Origin of the sequence: Streptomyces sp. NPDC059256 (genome assembly GCF_042753785.1) — a bacterium.
Classification (GTDB): Bacteria; Actinomycetota; Actinomycetes; order Streptomycetales; family Streptomycetaceae; genus Streptomyces.
On record NZ_JBHYZO010000008.1, the window covers coordinates 81,728 to 96,323 of the forward strand.

The following is a 14,596-nucleotide window of genomic DNA, read 5'->3' on the forward strand; positions in this document are numbered from 1 at the left end:
TCCGGCTCACCCCTCTTTACGCGCTCTTCGCAATACGGCTCCCACGTCGCGGAGCAGTTGTGTCCTGGCAGGTCTGGGCGGCCCGCCCAGTACGTCGTACCGGGCGGATCTGATGGCGCCGATTGCGGCCCGTCCCCCGCCGGTGAATCCGGCGAGCAGGAGGCGGAGCCGGCCCGTCACGCTGGCGACGAGGGGAATGCCCTCGTCGAGCAGTTCATCGGCCCGCGCGGCCTGGAACGCGATCAGTGCGCGCACCGATGCGTTCGCCGACGGCGCCTTGAGGTCGGCCTCGGTGACGTGGAAGCGGCGCATGTCCTCGGCGGGCAGATAGACGCGGTCACGGTCGAGGTCCTCGGCGACGTCCTGGAGGTGTTCGACGATCTGGAGCGCGGTGCAGACGGCGTCGGAGCGGCGCAGGCGTTCGGGGGTCGTCGTTCCGGTGAGCTGGAGCACGAGGTGTCCGACGGTGTTGGCGGACACCTCGCAGTAGGCGAGCAGTTCGTCGTAGCTCTCGTAGCGGTGGACCACCTGGTCACGGCGGTTCGCCTCGATCAGCCCGAGGAAGGGTTCGATCGTGAGGGATCGAGCGCGGACCGTCGGGGCGAGCGTGCGCAGGATCGGGTGACGCGGCTCGTCCGCGGCGAAGACCCGTCGGACGTCGGCTTCGAAGGCGTCGAGGACGACCAGCCGATCGTCGGCCTCAGCGGGTGCGACGCCGAGCCATCGGGCATCGGCACCGCCGGATGCGAGGTCGCCGTCGCCGATGTCGTCGACGAGTCGGGCGTATCCGTAGACGGCCATGAGGTCCGCGCGCCAGGCCCGTGGCAGGAAGAAGGGAGCGACGGGAAAGTTCTCCTCCGTCGCCTTGTCGAGGGTGGCGCGCACGGTGGGCGCCGGGAGCGCCGTGGGGATCTGCCGGGTCTCGGTCATACGTGGCTGCCAGGTGCGCGGACGGCGAAAGCCTCGTGGAGCTGGAGAATTCCGATCATTGCCGTCACATCTCCCGTTCTACACTGCCGACCCAATCCATCCCATTTCGGACACGCCGCCGGTCGTTACGTCGACTGGAGGTCCGACCGCCGGACGGGGCATCGAGGACGTATCGCCCCACTTGCCGCGATTCAGCACTGGTACAGCTTACGTCGTACAACACCCGCCGATGCATCGGGGCGTAGCGGCCATTACACGAACGTCGCATTATCAGCCAACCTTTCATCGAATAAACGGACTTGGTCTTCCACAGGTTCCCGGTCCCCCACGGCGCGGGTCTCGGCGGAGCGTGCCGCCTTCATGTCCGAGGACGCGGGAAGGCCCCCGCCAGGATGACCAGGCGGGGGCCCTATCGGGGCCGGCCGGCTGCCGGAACCGCTCCCACGGCTCTACCGCAGCTACTTGCCGGTCTCCTTCTCGTACGCCTTCAGGACCTCGGCGGTGGGACCGTCCATCAGCAGTTCGCCCTTCTCCAGCCACAGCACCCGGTCACAGGTGTCACGGATGGAGCCGAGGCTGTGGCTGACCAGGAAGACCGTGCCGGCCTGCTTGCGCAACTCCCGGATGCGCTGCTCGGAGCGGATCTGGAACTTGCGGTCACCGGTGGCCAGGGCCTCGTCGATCATCAGGACGTCGTGGTCCTTCGCCGCCGCGATCGAGAACCGCAGCCGCGCGCCCATGCCCGACGAGTAGGTCCGCATCGGCAACGTGATGAAGTCGCCCTTCTCGTTGATGCCGGAGAAGTCGACGATGGACTGGTAGCGCTCGCGGACCTGCTCCCGGGACATGCCCATCGCCAGGCCGCCGAGGATGACGTTGCGCTCGCCCGTGAGATCGCCCATGAGCGCGGCGTTCACGCCCAGCAGCGAGGGCTGGCCGTCCGTGTACACCTTGCCGCGTTCGGTGGGCAGCAGTCCGGCTATGGCCCGCAGCAAGGTGGACTTGCCCGAACCGTTGGTGCCGATGAGTCCGATGGCCTCACCGCGGTACGCGGTGAAGGAGACACCGCGCACGGCGTGCACCGTACGCACACCACGCTGGCGTTCCACCTTCTTCTTCCCGCGCACGATGCGGTTCAGGGCCGCGGTGGCGCCGCCCCTGCCGCCTCCCGTGCCGTGCACCCGGTAGACGATGTGGACATCGTCGGCGATGACGGTGGGGATCCGTTCAGTGTTGTTATCAGCCACGTCCGTACCGATCTTCAGCCTTCCAGAAGTACACGAACCCGCAGACGCCGAAGAGGACGGCCCAGCCGACGGCGAACGCCCAGACGTGATCCGGCAGATTCGACGAACCGTAGTCGTCGATGAGCGCGAAGCGGATGAGGTCCATGTAGATGGCCGCCGGGTTCCACTGGAGCAGATTGACGATCCAGGTGGGCTTGCCCTCAAGCATGAGCGGAATGGAGAACATCACACCGGACGCGTACATCCAGGTCCGCATGATGAACGGCATCAACTGGGCGAGGTCAGGCGTCTGGCTGCCGAGCCTGGCCATGATCATCGCGAGGCCCGCGTTGAACACGAACTGGAGCACCAGCGCCGGGATGAGCAGCAGCCAGGAGAGCTGCGGGTAACTGCCGAATCCGACCACGATCAGCAGCAGCACGACCATGGAGAACATCAACTGCTGGAGCTGCTGGAGCGCGAAGGAGACGGGCAGGGAAGCCCGCGGGAAGTGCAGGGCACGCACCAGACCGAGGTTGCCGGAGATGGCGCGCACACCCGCCATGACGGAGCTCTGGGTGAACATGAAGACGAACACGCCCGTCACCAGGAAAGGGATGTAGACCTCGACCGCCATGCCCCGGTTGGCCTCCAGGATGAGGCCGAAGATCAGGAAGTAGACCAGGGCGTTCAGCAGCGGGGTGACCACCTGCCACAGCTGCCCCAGCTTGGCCATGCTGTACTGGGCCGTGAGCTTGGCCTGCGAGAAGGCCAGGATGAAGTGCCGCCGGCCCCACAGCTGACGGACGTACTCGGTCAGTCCCGGCCGGGCACCGCTGACCGTCAGACCGTACTTGGTGGCGAGCTGTGCCGGAGACAGACCGTCGTCGGCCGATGGCCGGGCGGTCATCGTGATCGCGCCGTCATGGGTAGTGTCACTCACAAGTGGAAACTTTCGTCTTCGAGATGCGCGGCAGTTGGGGCGCGGTGCCCGGCCGTCGCCGGATCGCCGGAGTGCGCCCGGTGCTCTCAAGGCCCAAGCTTGTCAGATCACCGGTGGTCGGCCCAGTCGGGTGAGCCGCCACACAGTACGCCACTTCATGGGCCGGCGGACACCGCACGGTGCCCGCCAACCCTCGGCGAATCCGCCCAGCCACGCCTTCAGCGCGGGCGCCGAAGGCCGCCGGGCGAGTGTGAGGAGCACCCAGACACCGAGGTAGATCGGCACCAGGGGTGCGGGCAGGTTACGACGCGCCAGCCAGACCCGGTTGCGGGCCACCATGCGGTGGTAGACCGCGTGCCGAGAGGGTGCTGTCGTCGGGTGGTGGAGCAGCAGGTCCGAGCGGTAGTCGATGGACCATCCCGCATCGAGGGCCCGCCAGGCGAGGTCGGTCTCCTCGTGCGCGTAGAAGAACTCCGCCGGCAATCCGCCGACCTCGGCGAACACCGCGGTGCGCACGGCGCTGGCACCACCGAGGAAGGTGGTCACCCGAGACGAGCGCATCGGGTCGGCCGCACGCAGTCGCGGCACATGACGACGCTGGGTGACGCCCGTCTGCGGGTCCGCGATCCGGAAGCTGAGAATGCCCAGCCCGGCGTCCGCGGTGAACGCCTCACGCACCAGTTCGGCGGTGCCGGGGTCGGGCAGCAGTCCGTCGTCGTCGAGGAAGAGCAGCGCGTCCATCTCTGCGCCGGACGGTCCGAACGCCTCGATGCCGGCATTGCGACCGCCCGGGATGCCCAGGTTCTCCGGCAGCTCCACCGTCCGCACCCCGGCGGGCGCCCCGGTGACCGGGGCGCCGTTGCCGACGACGACCACGGAGACGGGGTCGCCCTTCTGCGCGGCCACCGACTCCAGCAGGGCCCGCAGATCGTCGGGGCGGTCACCCATGGTGATGACCACCGCGCCGAGCTTGAGGGAGGCGGTCACTTGAGCCTGCTGGAGGCGAGGATCGAGACCAGGTGCAATAGCGTCTGGACGACGGCGATGCCGGCCAGGATCGCGATGCCGAGACGGGTGAAGAACAGATCGCCCTGGACCGCGTCGAGGATCGCGCACACCAGGATGAAGAGGCTGGCCTCGATGCCGCCGACGAGCCGGTGGAACTTCAGTGCCGCGGCGGCCCGACGGGCGAGCGCGAGTCCAGAGGACCGCGGGACCGAAGCCTCGTCCTTGACGGCCGACAGGCCGCTGCGCTGCCGGGCGACGTCGACCAGGTCCGTCTCGGCCTTGATCAGGATGGCGCCCAGGGCCGCGATGGTGCCGAGGAAGGCCCAGAGCCACTCGGGGCGCCCGTCGCCGAAGACATCGGCGCCGCGCACACCGAAGCCGACCAGCAGGGCCGCCTCGCAGATGTAGTGACCGATGCGGTCGAGGTAGACGCCCGTCACCGAGGTCTGGCCGCGCCAGCGGGCGACCTCCCCGTCGACGCAGTCGAGCAGCAGGTAGAGCTGGAAGAGCACCACGGCGAGGATCGCGCCGGTGAGTCCGGGCACCAGCAGTACGGCACCGCCGATCACTCCGACCACGACCATGAGGTAGGTCAGCTGGTTGGGCGTGATCCGGGTGTTCACCAGGTAGGGGTCGACGTGCAGCGAGATCTCTCGCATGTAGAGGCGTCCGGCCCAGTGTTCGCCGCTTCTCCGGTCCTTCACTCCCTCCGGGTGAACGACCGGGCGGAGTTCAGCTACGGATGGTCTTGGCATAGTCGGCGTACGCGTCCCTGATCTGGTCGGGGGTGAGGTCAAGGTGCTCAAGGATGGTGAAGCGCCCGGGGCGGGTCTGGGGGGCGTACTCCACGGCCTCGACGAATTCGTCCACGGTGAAACCGATTTCGGTGGGCAGCACCGGCAGCTCGTGTCGGCGCAGCACTTCCGCGATGAGTCCCGATGCCTCGGTGGCACCCCTCAGGTGCATGGCGAAGGCGGCTCCGAGACCGACCTGTTCACCGTGGCTCGCGGCTCGTTGGGGGTGGAGCAGATCGAAGGCGTGGCTGATCTCGTGGCAGGCACCGGACGAGGGTCGGGTGTCACCACTGATCGACATCGCGATACCGGTGAGGACCAGGGCCTCGGCGAGCACGGTCAGGAACGCGTCGTCCCCCACCCCGCCGGGGTGCCGCAGCACGGCTTCGCCCGCGGTCCGGGCCATGGCGGCGGCCAGTCCGTCGACGGGTTCGCCGTTGATCTCGTGGGACAGCTCCCAGTCGGCGATGGCGGAGAGGTTGGAGACGGTGTCGCCGATGCCGGAGCGGATGAACCGTGGCGGTGCCTCGCGCACCACGTCGAGGTCGATGACCATGGCGATGGGCGTGGGGACGCCGTAGGAACCGCGGCCGTTGTCGTTGTCGAGCGTGGCGACGGGCGAGCAGATGCCGTCATGGGCGAGGTTGGTGGCGACGGACACCATGGGCAGCCCGACGCGGGCCGCCGCGTACTTGGTGACGTCGATGATCTTGCCGCCGCCCAGGGCGACCACGGCGTCGTACCGCTGTCCCTTGATGGCGTCGGCGAGCGTCACCGCGGAGTCGATGGTGCCGTCGGCGACCTCGTACCAGTCCGCGCCCGGGAGCACCGGCGCGAGCCTCTCGCGCAGGGTGCGCCCCGAGCCGCCGCTGATCGCCACCGCGAGCTTGCCGGACGACGAGATGCGCTGGTCGGCGAGGAGCCCGGCCAGATCGTCGAGGGCTCCCCTGCTGATGTCGACGACGACCGGCGACGGGATGAGCCGGGTCAGTACTGGCACGCGATCCCACGGCCCTTCGTGAGGTCGTCGTGGTTGTCGATCTCCACCCAGCTGACGTCGCCGATGGGGGCCACGTCCACGCCGAAGCCGCGATCGGCGAGCTCCTGGTAACCGTCCTCGTAGTAGAGGTCGGGGTCACGCTCGAAGGTGACCTTGAGGGCGTCCGCGAGCTCGACGGCCGCCTCGGGTTCGATCAGGGTGACGCCGATGTACTCGCCGGTCGCGGTCGTGGGGTCCATCAGCTTGGTGATGCGCCGCACCTGGTCGGCGTCGTCCGTGATGACCTTCATCTCCTCGTCGGCGAGCTGCTTGACCGTGTCCAGGGCGAGGATGATCTTCCGACCCTCGCCCCGGGCTGCCAGCAGGGTCCGCTCGACGGAGACCGGGTGGACGGTGTCCCCGTTGGCGAGGATGACTCCGCGCTTGAGGACCTCCCGGGCACACCACAGGGAGTAGGCGTTGTTCCACTCCTCGGCCTTGTCGTTCTCGACGAGGGTGAGCTTGAGGCCGTAGGCGGCTTCCAGCGCGGCCTGACGCTCGTAGACGGCTTCCTTGCGGTAACCGACGACGATCGCCGCTTCGGTGAGCCCGATCTCGGCGAAGTTGCTCAGGGTGAGGTCGAGGACGGTCTTCTCACCCGCCACGGGCACGAGGGCCTTCGGAAGCGTGTCGGTGTAGGGGCGCAGTCGCCGTCCGGCACCGGCGGCCAGTACGAGGCCGATCATGCGGTTTCTCCTTCGTCATGTACGGCGGGTGCGGAGGAGGACACCCAGAAGCGGATGCTCTCGACCAGCACCACGAGGGCAATGACCGCGGCGAGGGTCGTCAGCGCGATGGTGAATCCGGTGCCACCGACCAGGGCGGCCAGCAACGTGACGGCCGCGATCCGGCCCTCTTGCCCGCCGATCGCCCGCACCAGCCAGTGCGGAGGCGCGCCAGTGCCCCCCCGGATTCGGTACACCGTGTCGTAGTGATGGTAGGCGACTGCCGCGACCAGCCCGAAGGCCGCGGGCAGGGCCCCGGTGGCGCCCTCGACCTCGGCGCGGGCCGCCAGTGCCAGCAGCGTGCCGTACTCGGCGGCGCGGAAGATCGGCGGAACCAGCCAGTCGAGCGCCCCCTTGAGGGGGCGGGCGACCGCGATGCCCGAGGTGACGGCGTAGAGCACAGCGGCGATCAGGGGCCAGGGGGAGCCGTAGTCGCTCAGCGCGGCGGTGGTGACGAGCCCGGCAGCTCCCAGGAACGCGATCACGGGTGCGGCCAGTGCGGGCAGCCCGCGGACGACACCGTGCGCGGCCCGTGCGACGGCCTCGGCCAGCGGGCCGCAGTCGGCGAGGTCGTGCAGGGCGCCGGCGGCGCGGTCGGTCCGCTCCGCCCGGCGGGTCAACGAGCGCAGCAGACGGCCCGCGGTCGTGTAGCAAGCGGCGAAGGAGCACCCGATGAGCAGGGCGTAGAAGACGATCCGGGGGGTGGTGACGGCCGTCAGGACGGCGATCATGGCCCAGCGCTCGCCGATGGGGAGCACGATCATCCGTCGGACCCAGACCGTCCAGCCCACGCTGTCCAGCCGGTCGGAGAGCGCCGCGGTGGGGCTGGTGTTGGAGACGGCGTCGTGGTTGGCCTCGTTGAAGGAGAAGTCCACGACGTGACGACAGGTCTGGAGCACCATCGCGGCGAGCGCGAGCCCCCACACGTCATCGCCACCCCGGGCCGCACCGAGTGCCAGACCCGCGTAGTAGGCGTACTCCTTGGCCCGGTCGAAGGTCGCGTCGAGCCAGGCGCCCATCGTCGAGTACTGGAGCGAGTAACGGGCGAGCTGTCCGTCGGTGCAGTCCAGAACGAAGGAGAACAGCAGCAGGACTCCGGCTGCCACATAGCCGCCCCGGGTGCCGGTCGCGGCGGCACCCGCCGCGATCAGGGCGGTGATCAGCGACGCGGTGGTGACCTGGTTGGGGGTGAACCCCCGTCGGGCGCACCAGCGGGCGAGGTAGCGCGAGTAGGGGCTGATCGCGAAGGTGGTGAAGAAGCCGTCCCGGGCCTTGACCGCGGAACGCAGGCGTACGGCCTCCTCGTCCACGGCGGCGACGGCCTGGCGTGCTTCGTTGCGGGCCTGCGGGTCGTCGGGCACGGTCGCCACGAGGGAGCCGAGTTCCGGACGGTGGACGGCCGTGCCGTCGGCGGTCAGATCCTCGGCGAGGAGGTCGGGCAGTGCCCGGTCCACCCGTACCGTGTGTTCGGCGCCCCTGGACTCCACCGCGGTCACCGCTCCCTTGAGGGCGGAGCGCGCTGCTGGCTGCGCGGTGAGCGCCCCCGGCACGGCGGCCACCGGGAACCGGGGGTCGGTCAGGGCCAGGCGCAGGGAGTGGACGTGGCCGACGAACCGGGCGTCCACGAGGGCGACCCGCTCGTCGGCGGGCACCGCGGTCAGGATCTCGGCGGTGCGCTCGGCCTCCGATGAGACCCGTACGTCGAAGCCCAGGGACCGCAGATCGCCATCGAGGGACGATCCGGGCACGGGCGGACCGGTGAGGATGGCGGTCGGCAGACGAACTCACTCCTTGGAACCGAGGGTGGTGGTGCGCGGCGGCCCGTCCCTGCACTGAAGGACGGCGGCACGTCGGCGGAGACTGCGGCAGAGGCTATCGGATGCACTCAGGCGGGAGTTCACTGGCCATTTGCGCCCCGGTCGGCCTCCGACCGGCATAGCGGGCACCCGTGGAGGGGAGCCCGCACCGAGATCATCATTATCGATCAGTGCCTCGGGCCACAAACCGCCCCCTCATGGCTCCGGGGCCTTTGCCACGGGTCAGGGCGTGCGACCCCGGCAAGACCCGGTGGACAGGCCGCGGATCGTCTCCGACCCATCCCCGCCAGAACATTCAGGCGGACGACGCCATTTACTCGGACACGTCCTAGGCTGGCGGCCATGAGTTGGCTGATTACAGGTGGAGCGGGGTATATCGGCGCGCATGTGACGCGGGCGATGCTGGGGGCGGGCGAGCGGGTCGTGATCCTGGACGATGTGTCGTCGGGGATGGTCGAACGTCTCCCGCGAGAGGTTCCGCTTGTCCGCGGTTCGGTATTGGACCGGGAAGTGGTGGATCACACCATCGCGACTCACGATGTCACGGGGGTTGTACATCTAGCAGCGAAGAAGCAGGTCGGGCAGTCTGTCGAGCAGCCGCTCCACTACTACCAGGAGAACATTCACGGTCTGACCGTGTTGCTGGATGCTGTCGTCAAGGCAGGTGTTCAGAGGTTCCTCTTCTCCTCTTCGGCCGCGGTGTACGGTGTCCCTGAGCTGGACTTGATCCCGGAGTCGGCACCCTGTGCGCCGATCAACCCCTACGGGGAGACCAAACTGGCCGGGGAATGGCTGGTGCGGGCCACGGGCAAGGCGCACGGGCTGTCGACGGCCTGTCTGCGCTACTTCAACGTGGCGGGCACGGCCACACCGGAGCTGGCCGATACCGGGGTCTTCAACATCATCCCGATGTTCTTCGACCGCATCACCCGTGGTGAGGCACCCCGGATCTTCGGCGATGACTATCCGACGCCGGACGGCACCTGCATCCGCGACTACATCCATGTAGCCGATCTTGCGAACGCCCACCTCACCGTGGCACGCAGACTGGCCGAGGGGGATGTGCACGGTGATCTCACCGTCAACATCGGCCGGGGGGTCGGCGTCTCCGTTCGGGAGCTCGCCGATCTGGTGGCCGAGGTGACCGGCTACACCGGGGAGCCCGTGGTCGAGCCGCGGCGGCCAGGTGACGCGGCGAAGGCGGTGGCGTCGGTCGGGCTGATCGGCGACGAGCTGGGATGGTCCGCGTCGCACGGGGTGCGCGAGATGGTGGAGTCCGCCTGGGCCGGATGGCGACTGCGACACCCTGAGTAGCCGGACCGGCCCGCCTACGGCGGGAAGGAGCCGCGTCCGGTCGGGCCGTGGGGACGGCCAAGGGCCCGACCGTTGCCCCCTGGATCCATGGCCCTTCTTGCTTCACCTTCCGTTGCTCCGTTCCTCCGTTGCTCCGTTGCTCCGCTCGTCCGAACGCCCCCGATACGCATAGCGGGTGCAAACAGCGCTCGACGGCGTACGGCGGTGACCTTCGGGTGAATGCGCGGGGGCGCCTGCGCCGGGGCGGCCGTCCCTTCCGCGTCTCACTCTTCGGACGAGCTGAAATGTCCGCCCGCGCCTCTGACCTGCGGAACGTTTTCGCAGGTCAGAGGATATGACAACGGTGTTCAGTGCCGTGTTGCCTATACCCCCTACCCGTAGTTCACTGTGGATTCGACAGATCATTGTTCGATGACCGGGAGGCGTCTCCTATGGGGGCTGGGCACGACCACGGACACTCGCACTCGCACGCACCGCCGACGGGGACCGCAGCCGCGGCCTACAAGGGGCGGTTGCGGATCGCACTCACGATCACGCTCAGCGTGATGGTGCTGGAGATCATCGGCGGTGTGATCACCGGCTCCCTCGCCCTGGTCGCCGATGCGGCCCACATGGCGACCGACGGCGTCGGTCTCGCCATGGCACTGCTGGCCATCCACTTCGCCAATCGGCCCCCCAGCCAGACCCGCACCTTCGGTCTCGCCCGGGCGGAGATACTCGCGGCGCTCGCGAACTGTCTACTGCTGCTCGGCGTCGGCGGCTTCGTCCTCTTCGAGGCGGTGGAGCGGTTCATCACCCCCGCCGAGACGCAAGGCGGGCTGACCATCGTCTTCGCCCTGGTCGGCATGGTCGCCAACATCATCTCCCTCTCGCTGCTCATGCGCGGTCAGAAGGAGAGCCTCAATGTGCGCGGGGCGTATCTGGAGGTGCTGGCGGACACCCTCGGGTCCCTCGCCGTCCTGGTGTCCGCCACGATCATCATCACCACCGGCTGGCAGGCGGCCGACCCGATCGCCTCGCTGGTGATCGCCCTGATGATCGTGCCACGCACCTTCAAGCTGCTCCGGGAGACGCTGAACGTCCTCCTTGAGTCCGCCCCCAAGGACGTCGACATGGCCGATGTGCGGGCCCACATCACCGCCCTGCCGGGCGTGGAGGACGTCCACGACCTGCACGCCTGGACCATCACCTCCGGAATGCCGGTCCTCTCGGCCCATGTGGTGGTGAGCCCCAGCGCCCTGCAGGCGGAGGGCCACGAGAAGATCCTGCACGACCTCCAGGAGTGCCTGGGGGACCACTTCGACGTGGAGCACTGCACCTTCCAACTGGAGCCCGTCGGCCATGCCGAGCACGAGGCGAGGGTGTGCCACTGAGAGGGCGTCCCGGACGCTGATGCAAGGTGGATTCAGGGGCCGCCGAGTCACATCTGACTCGGCGGCCCCTCACATGGGCGCACTGTCAAGCCGTGCGAGCCCCCTGCACGAGGCGGGCGCCGTCGATCGGCATACCGGTGTCAGGACCCCAGCACAACTGGTGTTTGATTGACCTTGGAATGTGCCGCGGGACGGCACAGGGCACGATCCCGATTCCACGACCTGCGGAGTGCCGCCCCTGGCCCAGGTTGACCCCGGGGCCCGGGCTAGCGAGATGGACATTAAAGGACATGCCCGGACAAGCAGAGGTGCGGACAAGCCGCTTTTGTACGGCAGACTAGGCAGGCCCCTCAGGGCGAGGACCACATGCGAAGGATGGTTATGCCGACCTCACCAGCCACCGCCACGAACAGTGCACCCCCCACGATTCTGCTCGAATTGGTCGACGAGCAGGGCAATACTGTCGGCACCGCGGAGAAGCTCGCCGCCCACCAGGCACCCGGGCAGCTGCATCGGGCCTTCTCCGTCTTCCTCTTCGACGAGCAGGGCCGGCTGCTCATCCAGCGCCGCGCCGCTGGCAAGTACCACTCCCCCGGCGTCTGGTCGAACACCTGCTGCGGACACCCGTACCCGGGCGAGGCACCGTTCGCCGCCGCAGCCCGGCGCACCCACGAGGAGCTCGGCCTCTCGCCCTCACTGCTCGCCGCAGCGGGCACGGTCCGCTACAACCACCCGGACCCGGCGTCGGGCCTGGTGGAGCAGGAGTACAACCACCTCTTCGTGGGTCTCGTCCAGGCCCCGGTCCTGCCCGATCCCGACGAGGTCGGCGAAACGGCCTACGTCACGGCGGACGAGTTGGCCGAGCGGGTCGAGAAGGACACCTTCTCGACCTGGTTCATGACGGTGTTGGACGCGGCGCGCCCCGCGGTCAGGGAAATGACGGGCCGCGCCTGCGGTTGGTAGCGGCAGCGCGGTAGGGGCGCCCCACCGGGCGTCCCTCAGCACCGCGTCAGCGGCAGCTCCACCCATACGACCTTTCCACCCCGCGCGGTGTGTTCGACGGCGTAGCTGCCGCCCGCCTCGCGCGTGATCTCCCGCACCAGGTGCAACCCGCGGCCCCCGGTCTGCCGCCAGTCCGTCTCCAGCGCCTGAGGGCGGTAAGGATGGTCGTCCTCGACGCAGACCCGTACGCGTTGTGCGACGACGGTGACCTCCACGACCACCTCGGGCGAGAGCACTGCGGCGTGCTTGACCGCGTTGGTGACGAGCTCCGAGACGATCAGAAGGATCCCCTGGAGCAGGTCGTCCCCCATCGGGACGCACTGGCGGCGCAGGAGGTCGCGCACCGCCTGTCGTGACTGGGGCACTGACACCTCGACCGTCGGGGCGGTGAACCGCCAGACGCCCTCGTATGCCAGTGGATGCGCAGGGACGCTCCCGCGGCTCTCCATCGTGCGGTACCACCCTTGGCTCGGCAGCTACTGACCATCGGGTCAACAGTGTTGGCAGCGAGCCGGGCCGGGCTGTGGGTCTGAACAGAAGTCGGCACCAATTGACCCGTATTGACCGCGTGCGTATGCCAGGGTCAACCGCGCGACTGGTCCTGGTCTCCTTCTGGCCGGTGTGCGTCGTGGCGGCTCCCGGGCGAGGGGCTGGTGGCACCGGGGGCGGTGGTCCGCCCACCCCCACCGCCTGCACCCGCAGGCTCAGCGACCATACGCACGATCCGACGGCCGCCGACCCCGATCGCCAGCAGTCCCAGACCGTCGAAGAGCAGGGCCAGCGAGAAGAACAGCCCCAGGACGTACCGGCTGCTCTCCGGCCAGTTACCCAGGACCAGGATGCCCAGCAACAGTCCGAAAGCCCCCTGGAGCAGGGTCCAGCCGAACTGCGGACCACGCACCACCAGGGAGCCCACCAGCCGAAAGAGCCCGCCGGTGAGGAACAGCAACGCTGCGAAGAGTGTCAGGGCCTCCGCCGACCCCTCCGGGTGTCTGATCACCACGACTCCCGCGGCGATGTTCAGCGCCGCGACCACCACGGCCAGCCAGAAGTAGTCACTGCCACGGGACTCGATGGCGTGCAGCAGACCGATCACCCCGCCGATGAGCAGCAGCCAGCCGAACAGCAGCATGGAGGTGAGCGTGGCGGCCCACGTGTAGATCAGGCCGACGAGTCCGGCGAGCACGAGGATCACACCGAGCGCGGCCAGCAGACTGAAGTTGCGCTTCAGTTTCTTGGGCGCCTGAGCGGTACCGGCCATCGCTTCCTCCTTGCCGAACCCCCCTGTGCCCCTCCTTGATCGTAGGTCCGCTGGTGGCGGATAGCATCCGCCACATGGAGTCACCAACCCAGCCGAGCACCCCGCCGCGGGTGACACACAGCGTCACCGACGGTGTGGCCACCGTGGTGATCAGCAATCCGGCCAAGCGCAACGCCATGACCGGATCGATGTGGCGGGAGCTGGCGGAGCTGCTCGGACCGCTGGCCGGCGACCGAGACGTACGGGCTCTGGTGCTCACCGGGGAGGGTGCCACGTTCTGCGCCGGCGCCGACATCGCCGCGCTGAGGGGGACCGGGGAGTCGTCACAGTCGCTCGCGACCCGCGCGGAGGAAGCCCTGGCGGCCTTTCCCAAGCCGACGCTCGCCGCCGTGCGCGGCCACTGCGTGGGCGGCGGGTGCCAGCTCGCGGCGGCCTGCGATCTGCGGTTCGCCGAGGAGGGTGCGCTGTTCGGGGTGACACCGGCCAGGCTGGGCATCGTCTATCCGTCCTCCTCGACGCGTCGGCTGGTGTCGTTGACCGGCCTGTCCGCGGCCAAGTACCTGCTGTTCTCCGCCGAGCTGATCGACACGGACCGGGCGCTCAGGACCGGCTTGGTGGACGAGGTGGTGCCGACGGGCCGGCTGGGCCAGCGTGTCGCAGCCTTCACCCGGACACTGGCCGCTCGCTCGCAACTCACCCAGGCCGCGGCCAAGGAGTTCGCCGCGGGCCGGGTGGACCGGGACGCCTACTGGGCGGAGCAGGCGCGCTCGGCCGACGAGGCGACGGAAGGCGTCGCCGCCTTTCTGGAACGTCGTGCACCGCGGTTCACCTGGACGCTTCCGGAGCCGGCGCCCGAGCTTCGCCCCGGGGACCTTCGCCACCGCTGAATCGGGTGGCCGTCCGCCGCCCGGTTCACACAGCACCCCGGTCCGGCCCGCACGATCGTGTTTGGACGCGCCGCCCGGGGCAAGCCGATCCCTGATCGCACACCACGCCATCAGGAGGTTTCCATGTTCCGCGCCATCGCAGATGTGCTCCGTACCATCGGCTCCGCCGTCGCCACCGTCGTCACCCTGCCGTTCCGTCTCCTGGCCCGTCTCTTCGGCGGGGCATCGGGCCGAGGCGGCCGTACGCGACGTGCCTGAGGGGCGGGCAGCGCGACAT

Annotated in this window: 15 protein-coding genes; 5 read left to right on the forward strand and 10 right to left on the reverse strand. The window is 68.9% G+C overall.

Annotation, left to right across the window (positions count from 1 at the left end; translation table 11 throughout):
* Nucleotides 1-6: 6 nt before the first annotated feature.
* From hpnC to ACFXJL_RS19705, 8 genes are all read right to left on the reverse strand, one after another.
* Complete coding sequence (gene hpnC / locus ACFXJL_RS19670; protein WP_358879280.1) at nt 7-930, reverse strand: squalene synthase HpnC; 924 nt, start codon at nt 928-930, stop codon at nt 7-9.
* Nucleotides 931-1,388: 458 nt separating this feature from the next.
* Entirely contained in the window at nt 1,389-2,177 is a 789-nt protein-coding gene (locus ACFXJL_RS19675; RefSeq protein WP_358879281.1) for an ABC transporter ATP-binding protein, read from the reverse strand.
* A complete protein-coding gene (locus ACFXJL_RS19680; RefSeq protein ID WP_384633635.1) occupies nt 2,170-3,099 on the reverse strand; it encodes an ABC transporter permease in 930 nt (309 codons plus the stop codon). Before ACFXJL_RS19680 ends, ACFXJL_RS19675 begins: the two co-directional genes overlap by 8 nt.
* 102 nt (nt 3,100-3,201) lie before the next feature.
* Complete coding sequence (locus ACFXJL_RS19685) at nt 3,202-4,047, reverse strand: glycosyltransferase family 2 protein (protein WP_384694417.1); 846 nt, start codon at nt 4,045-4,047, stop codon at nt 3,202-3,204.
* Nucleotides 4,048-4,082: 35 nt separating this feature from the next.
* Complete coding sequence (locus tag ACFXJL_RS19690; RefSeq protein WP_358879284.1) at nt 4,083-4,862, reverse strand: CDP-alcohol phosphatidyltransferase family protein; 780 nt, start codon at nt 4,860-4,862, stop codon at nt 4,083-4,085.
* Complete coding sequence (locus ACFXJL_RS19695; RefSeq protein ID WP_358879285.1) at nt 4,840-5,901, reverse strand: iron-containing alcohol dehydrogenase family protein; 1,062 nt, start codon at nt 5,899-5,901, stop codon at nt 4,840-4,842. The genes ACFXJL_RS19690 and ACFXJL_RS19695 overlap by 23 nt, the downstream gene beginning before the upstream one ends.
* Nucleotides 5,889-6,626 carry a phosphocholine cytidylyltransferase family protein gene (locus ACFXJL_RS19700; RefSeq protein ID WP_329025073.1) on the reverse strand — a complete coding sequence of 246 codons (738 nt, stop codon included), beginning with the start codon at nt 6,624-6,626 and terminating at the stop codon, nt 5,889-5,891. Before ACFXJL_RS19700 ends, ACFXJL_RS19695 begins: the two co-directional genes overlap by 13 nt.
* A complete protein-coding gene (locus ACFXJL_RS19705) occupies nt 6,623-8,443 on the reverse strand; it encodes a DUF5941 domain-containing protein (RefSeq protein WP_384694420.1) in 1,821 nt (606 codons plus the stop codon). Before ACFXJL_RS19705 ends, ACFXJL_RS19700 begins: the two co-directional genes overlap by 4 nt.
* 381 nt (nt 8,444-8,824) lie before the next feature.
* Between ACFXJL_RS19705 and galE the strand changes: the two genes are divergently transcribed.
* The 3 genes from galE to idi all read left to right on the forward strand — a co-directional run bounded on the left by galE (nt 8,825) and on the right by idi (nt 12,132).
* Complete coding sequence (gene galE, locus ACFXJL_RS19710; protein WP_384694093.1) at nt 8,825-9,796, forward strand: UDP-glucose 4-epimerase GalE; 972 nt, start codon at nt 8,825-8,827, stop codon at nt 9,794-9,796.
* 431 nt (nt 9,797-10,227) lie between these two features.
* A complete protein-coding gene (locus tag ACFXJL_RS19715; RefSeq protein ID WP_384694096.1) occupies nt 10,228-11,169 on the forward strand; it encodes a cation diffusion facilitator family transporter in 942 nt (313 codons plus the stop codon).
* A gap of 381 nt (nt 11,170-11,550) precedes the next feature.
* The gene (gene idi / locus ACFXJL_RS19720; RefSeq protein ID WP_329025070.1) at nt 11,551-12,132 is read left to right on the forward strand and encodes an isopentenyl-diphosphate Delta-isomerase; all 582 of its coding nucleotides are present in this window, start codon (nt 11,551-11,553) and stop codon (nt 12,130-12,132) included.
* Nucleotides 12,133-12,167: 35 nt separating this feature from the next.
* Here idi and ACFXJL_RS19725 read toward each other — a convergent pair whose 3' ends face one another.
* The gene (locus ACFXJL_RS19725; protein ID WP_384694100.1) at nt 12,168-12,620 is read right to left on the reverse strand and encodes an ATP-binding protein; all 453 of its coding nucleotides are present in this window, start codon (nt 12,618-12,620) and stop codon (nt 12,168-12,170) included.
* Nucleotides 12,621-12,754: 134 nt separating this feature from the next.
* A complete protein-coding gene (locus tag ACFXJL_RS19730) occupies nt 12,755-13,432 on the reverse strand; it encodes an HdeD family acid-resistance protein (protein ID WP_384694103.1) in 678 nt (225 codons plus the stop codon).
* A 74-nt stretch (nt 13,433-13,506) separates the two neighbouring features.
* Between ACFXJL_RS19730 and ACFXJL_RS19735 the strand changes: the two genes are divergently transcribed.
* Both ACFXJL_RS19735 and ACFXJL_RS19740 read left to right on the forward strand, forming a co-directional pair.
* Nucleotides 13,507-14,319, forward strand: coding sequence for an enoyl-CoA hydratase/isomerase family protein (locus tag ACFXJL_RS19735; protein WP_384694106.1), 813 nt, complete (start codon nt 13,507-13,509; stop codon nt 14,317-14,319).
* Nucleotides 14,320-14,442: 123 nt separating this feature from the next.
* Complete coding sequence (locus ACFXJL_RS19740) at nt 14,443-14,577, forward strand: LPFR motif small protein (protein ID WP_358879291.1); 135 nt, start codon at nt 14,443-14,445, stop codon at nt 14,575-14,577.
* The last annotated feature ends 19 nt before the right edge of the window (nt 14,578-14,596 follow it).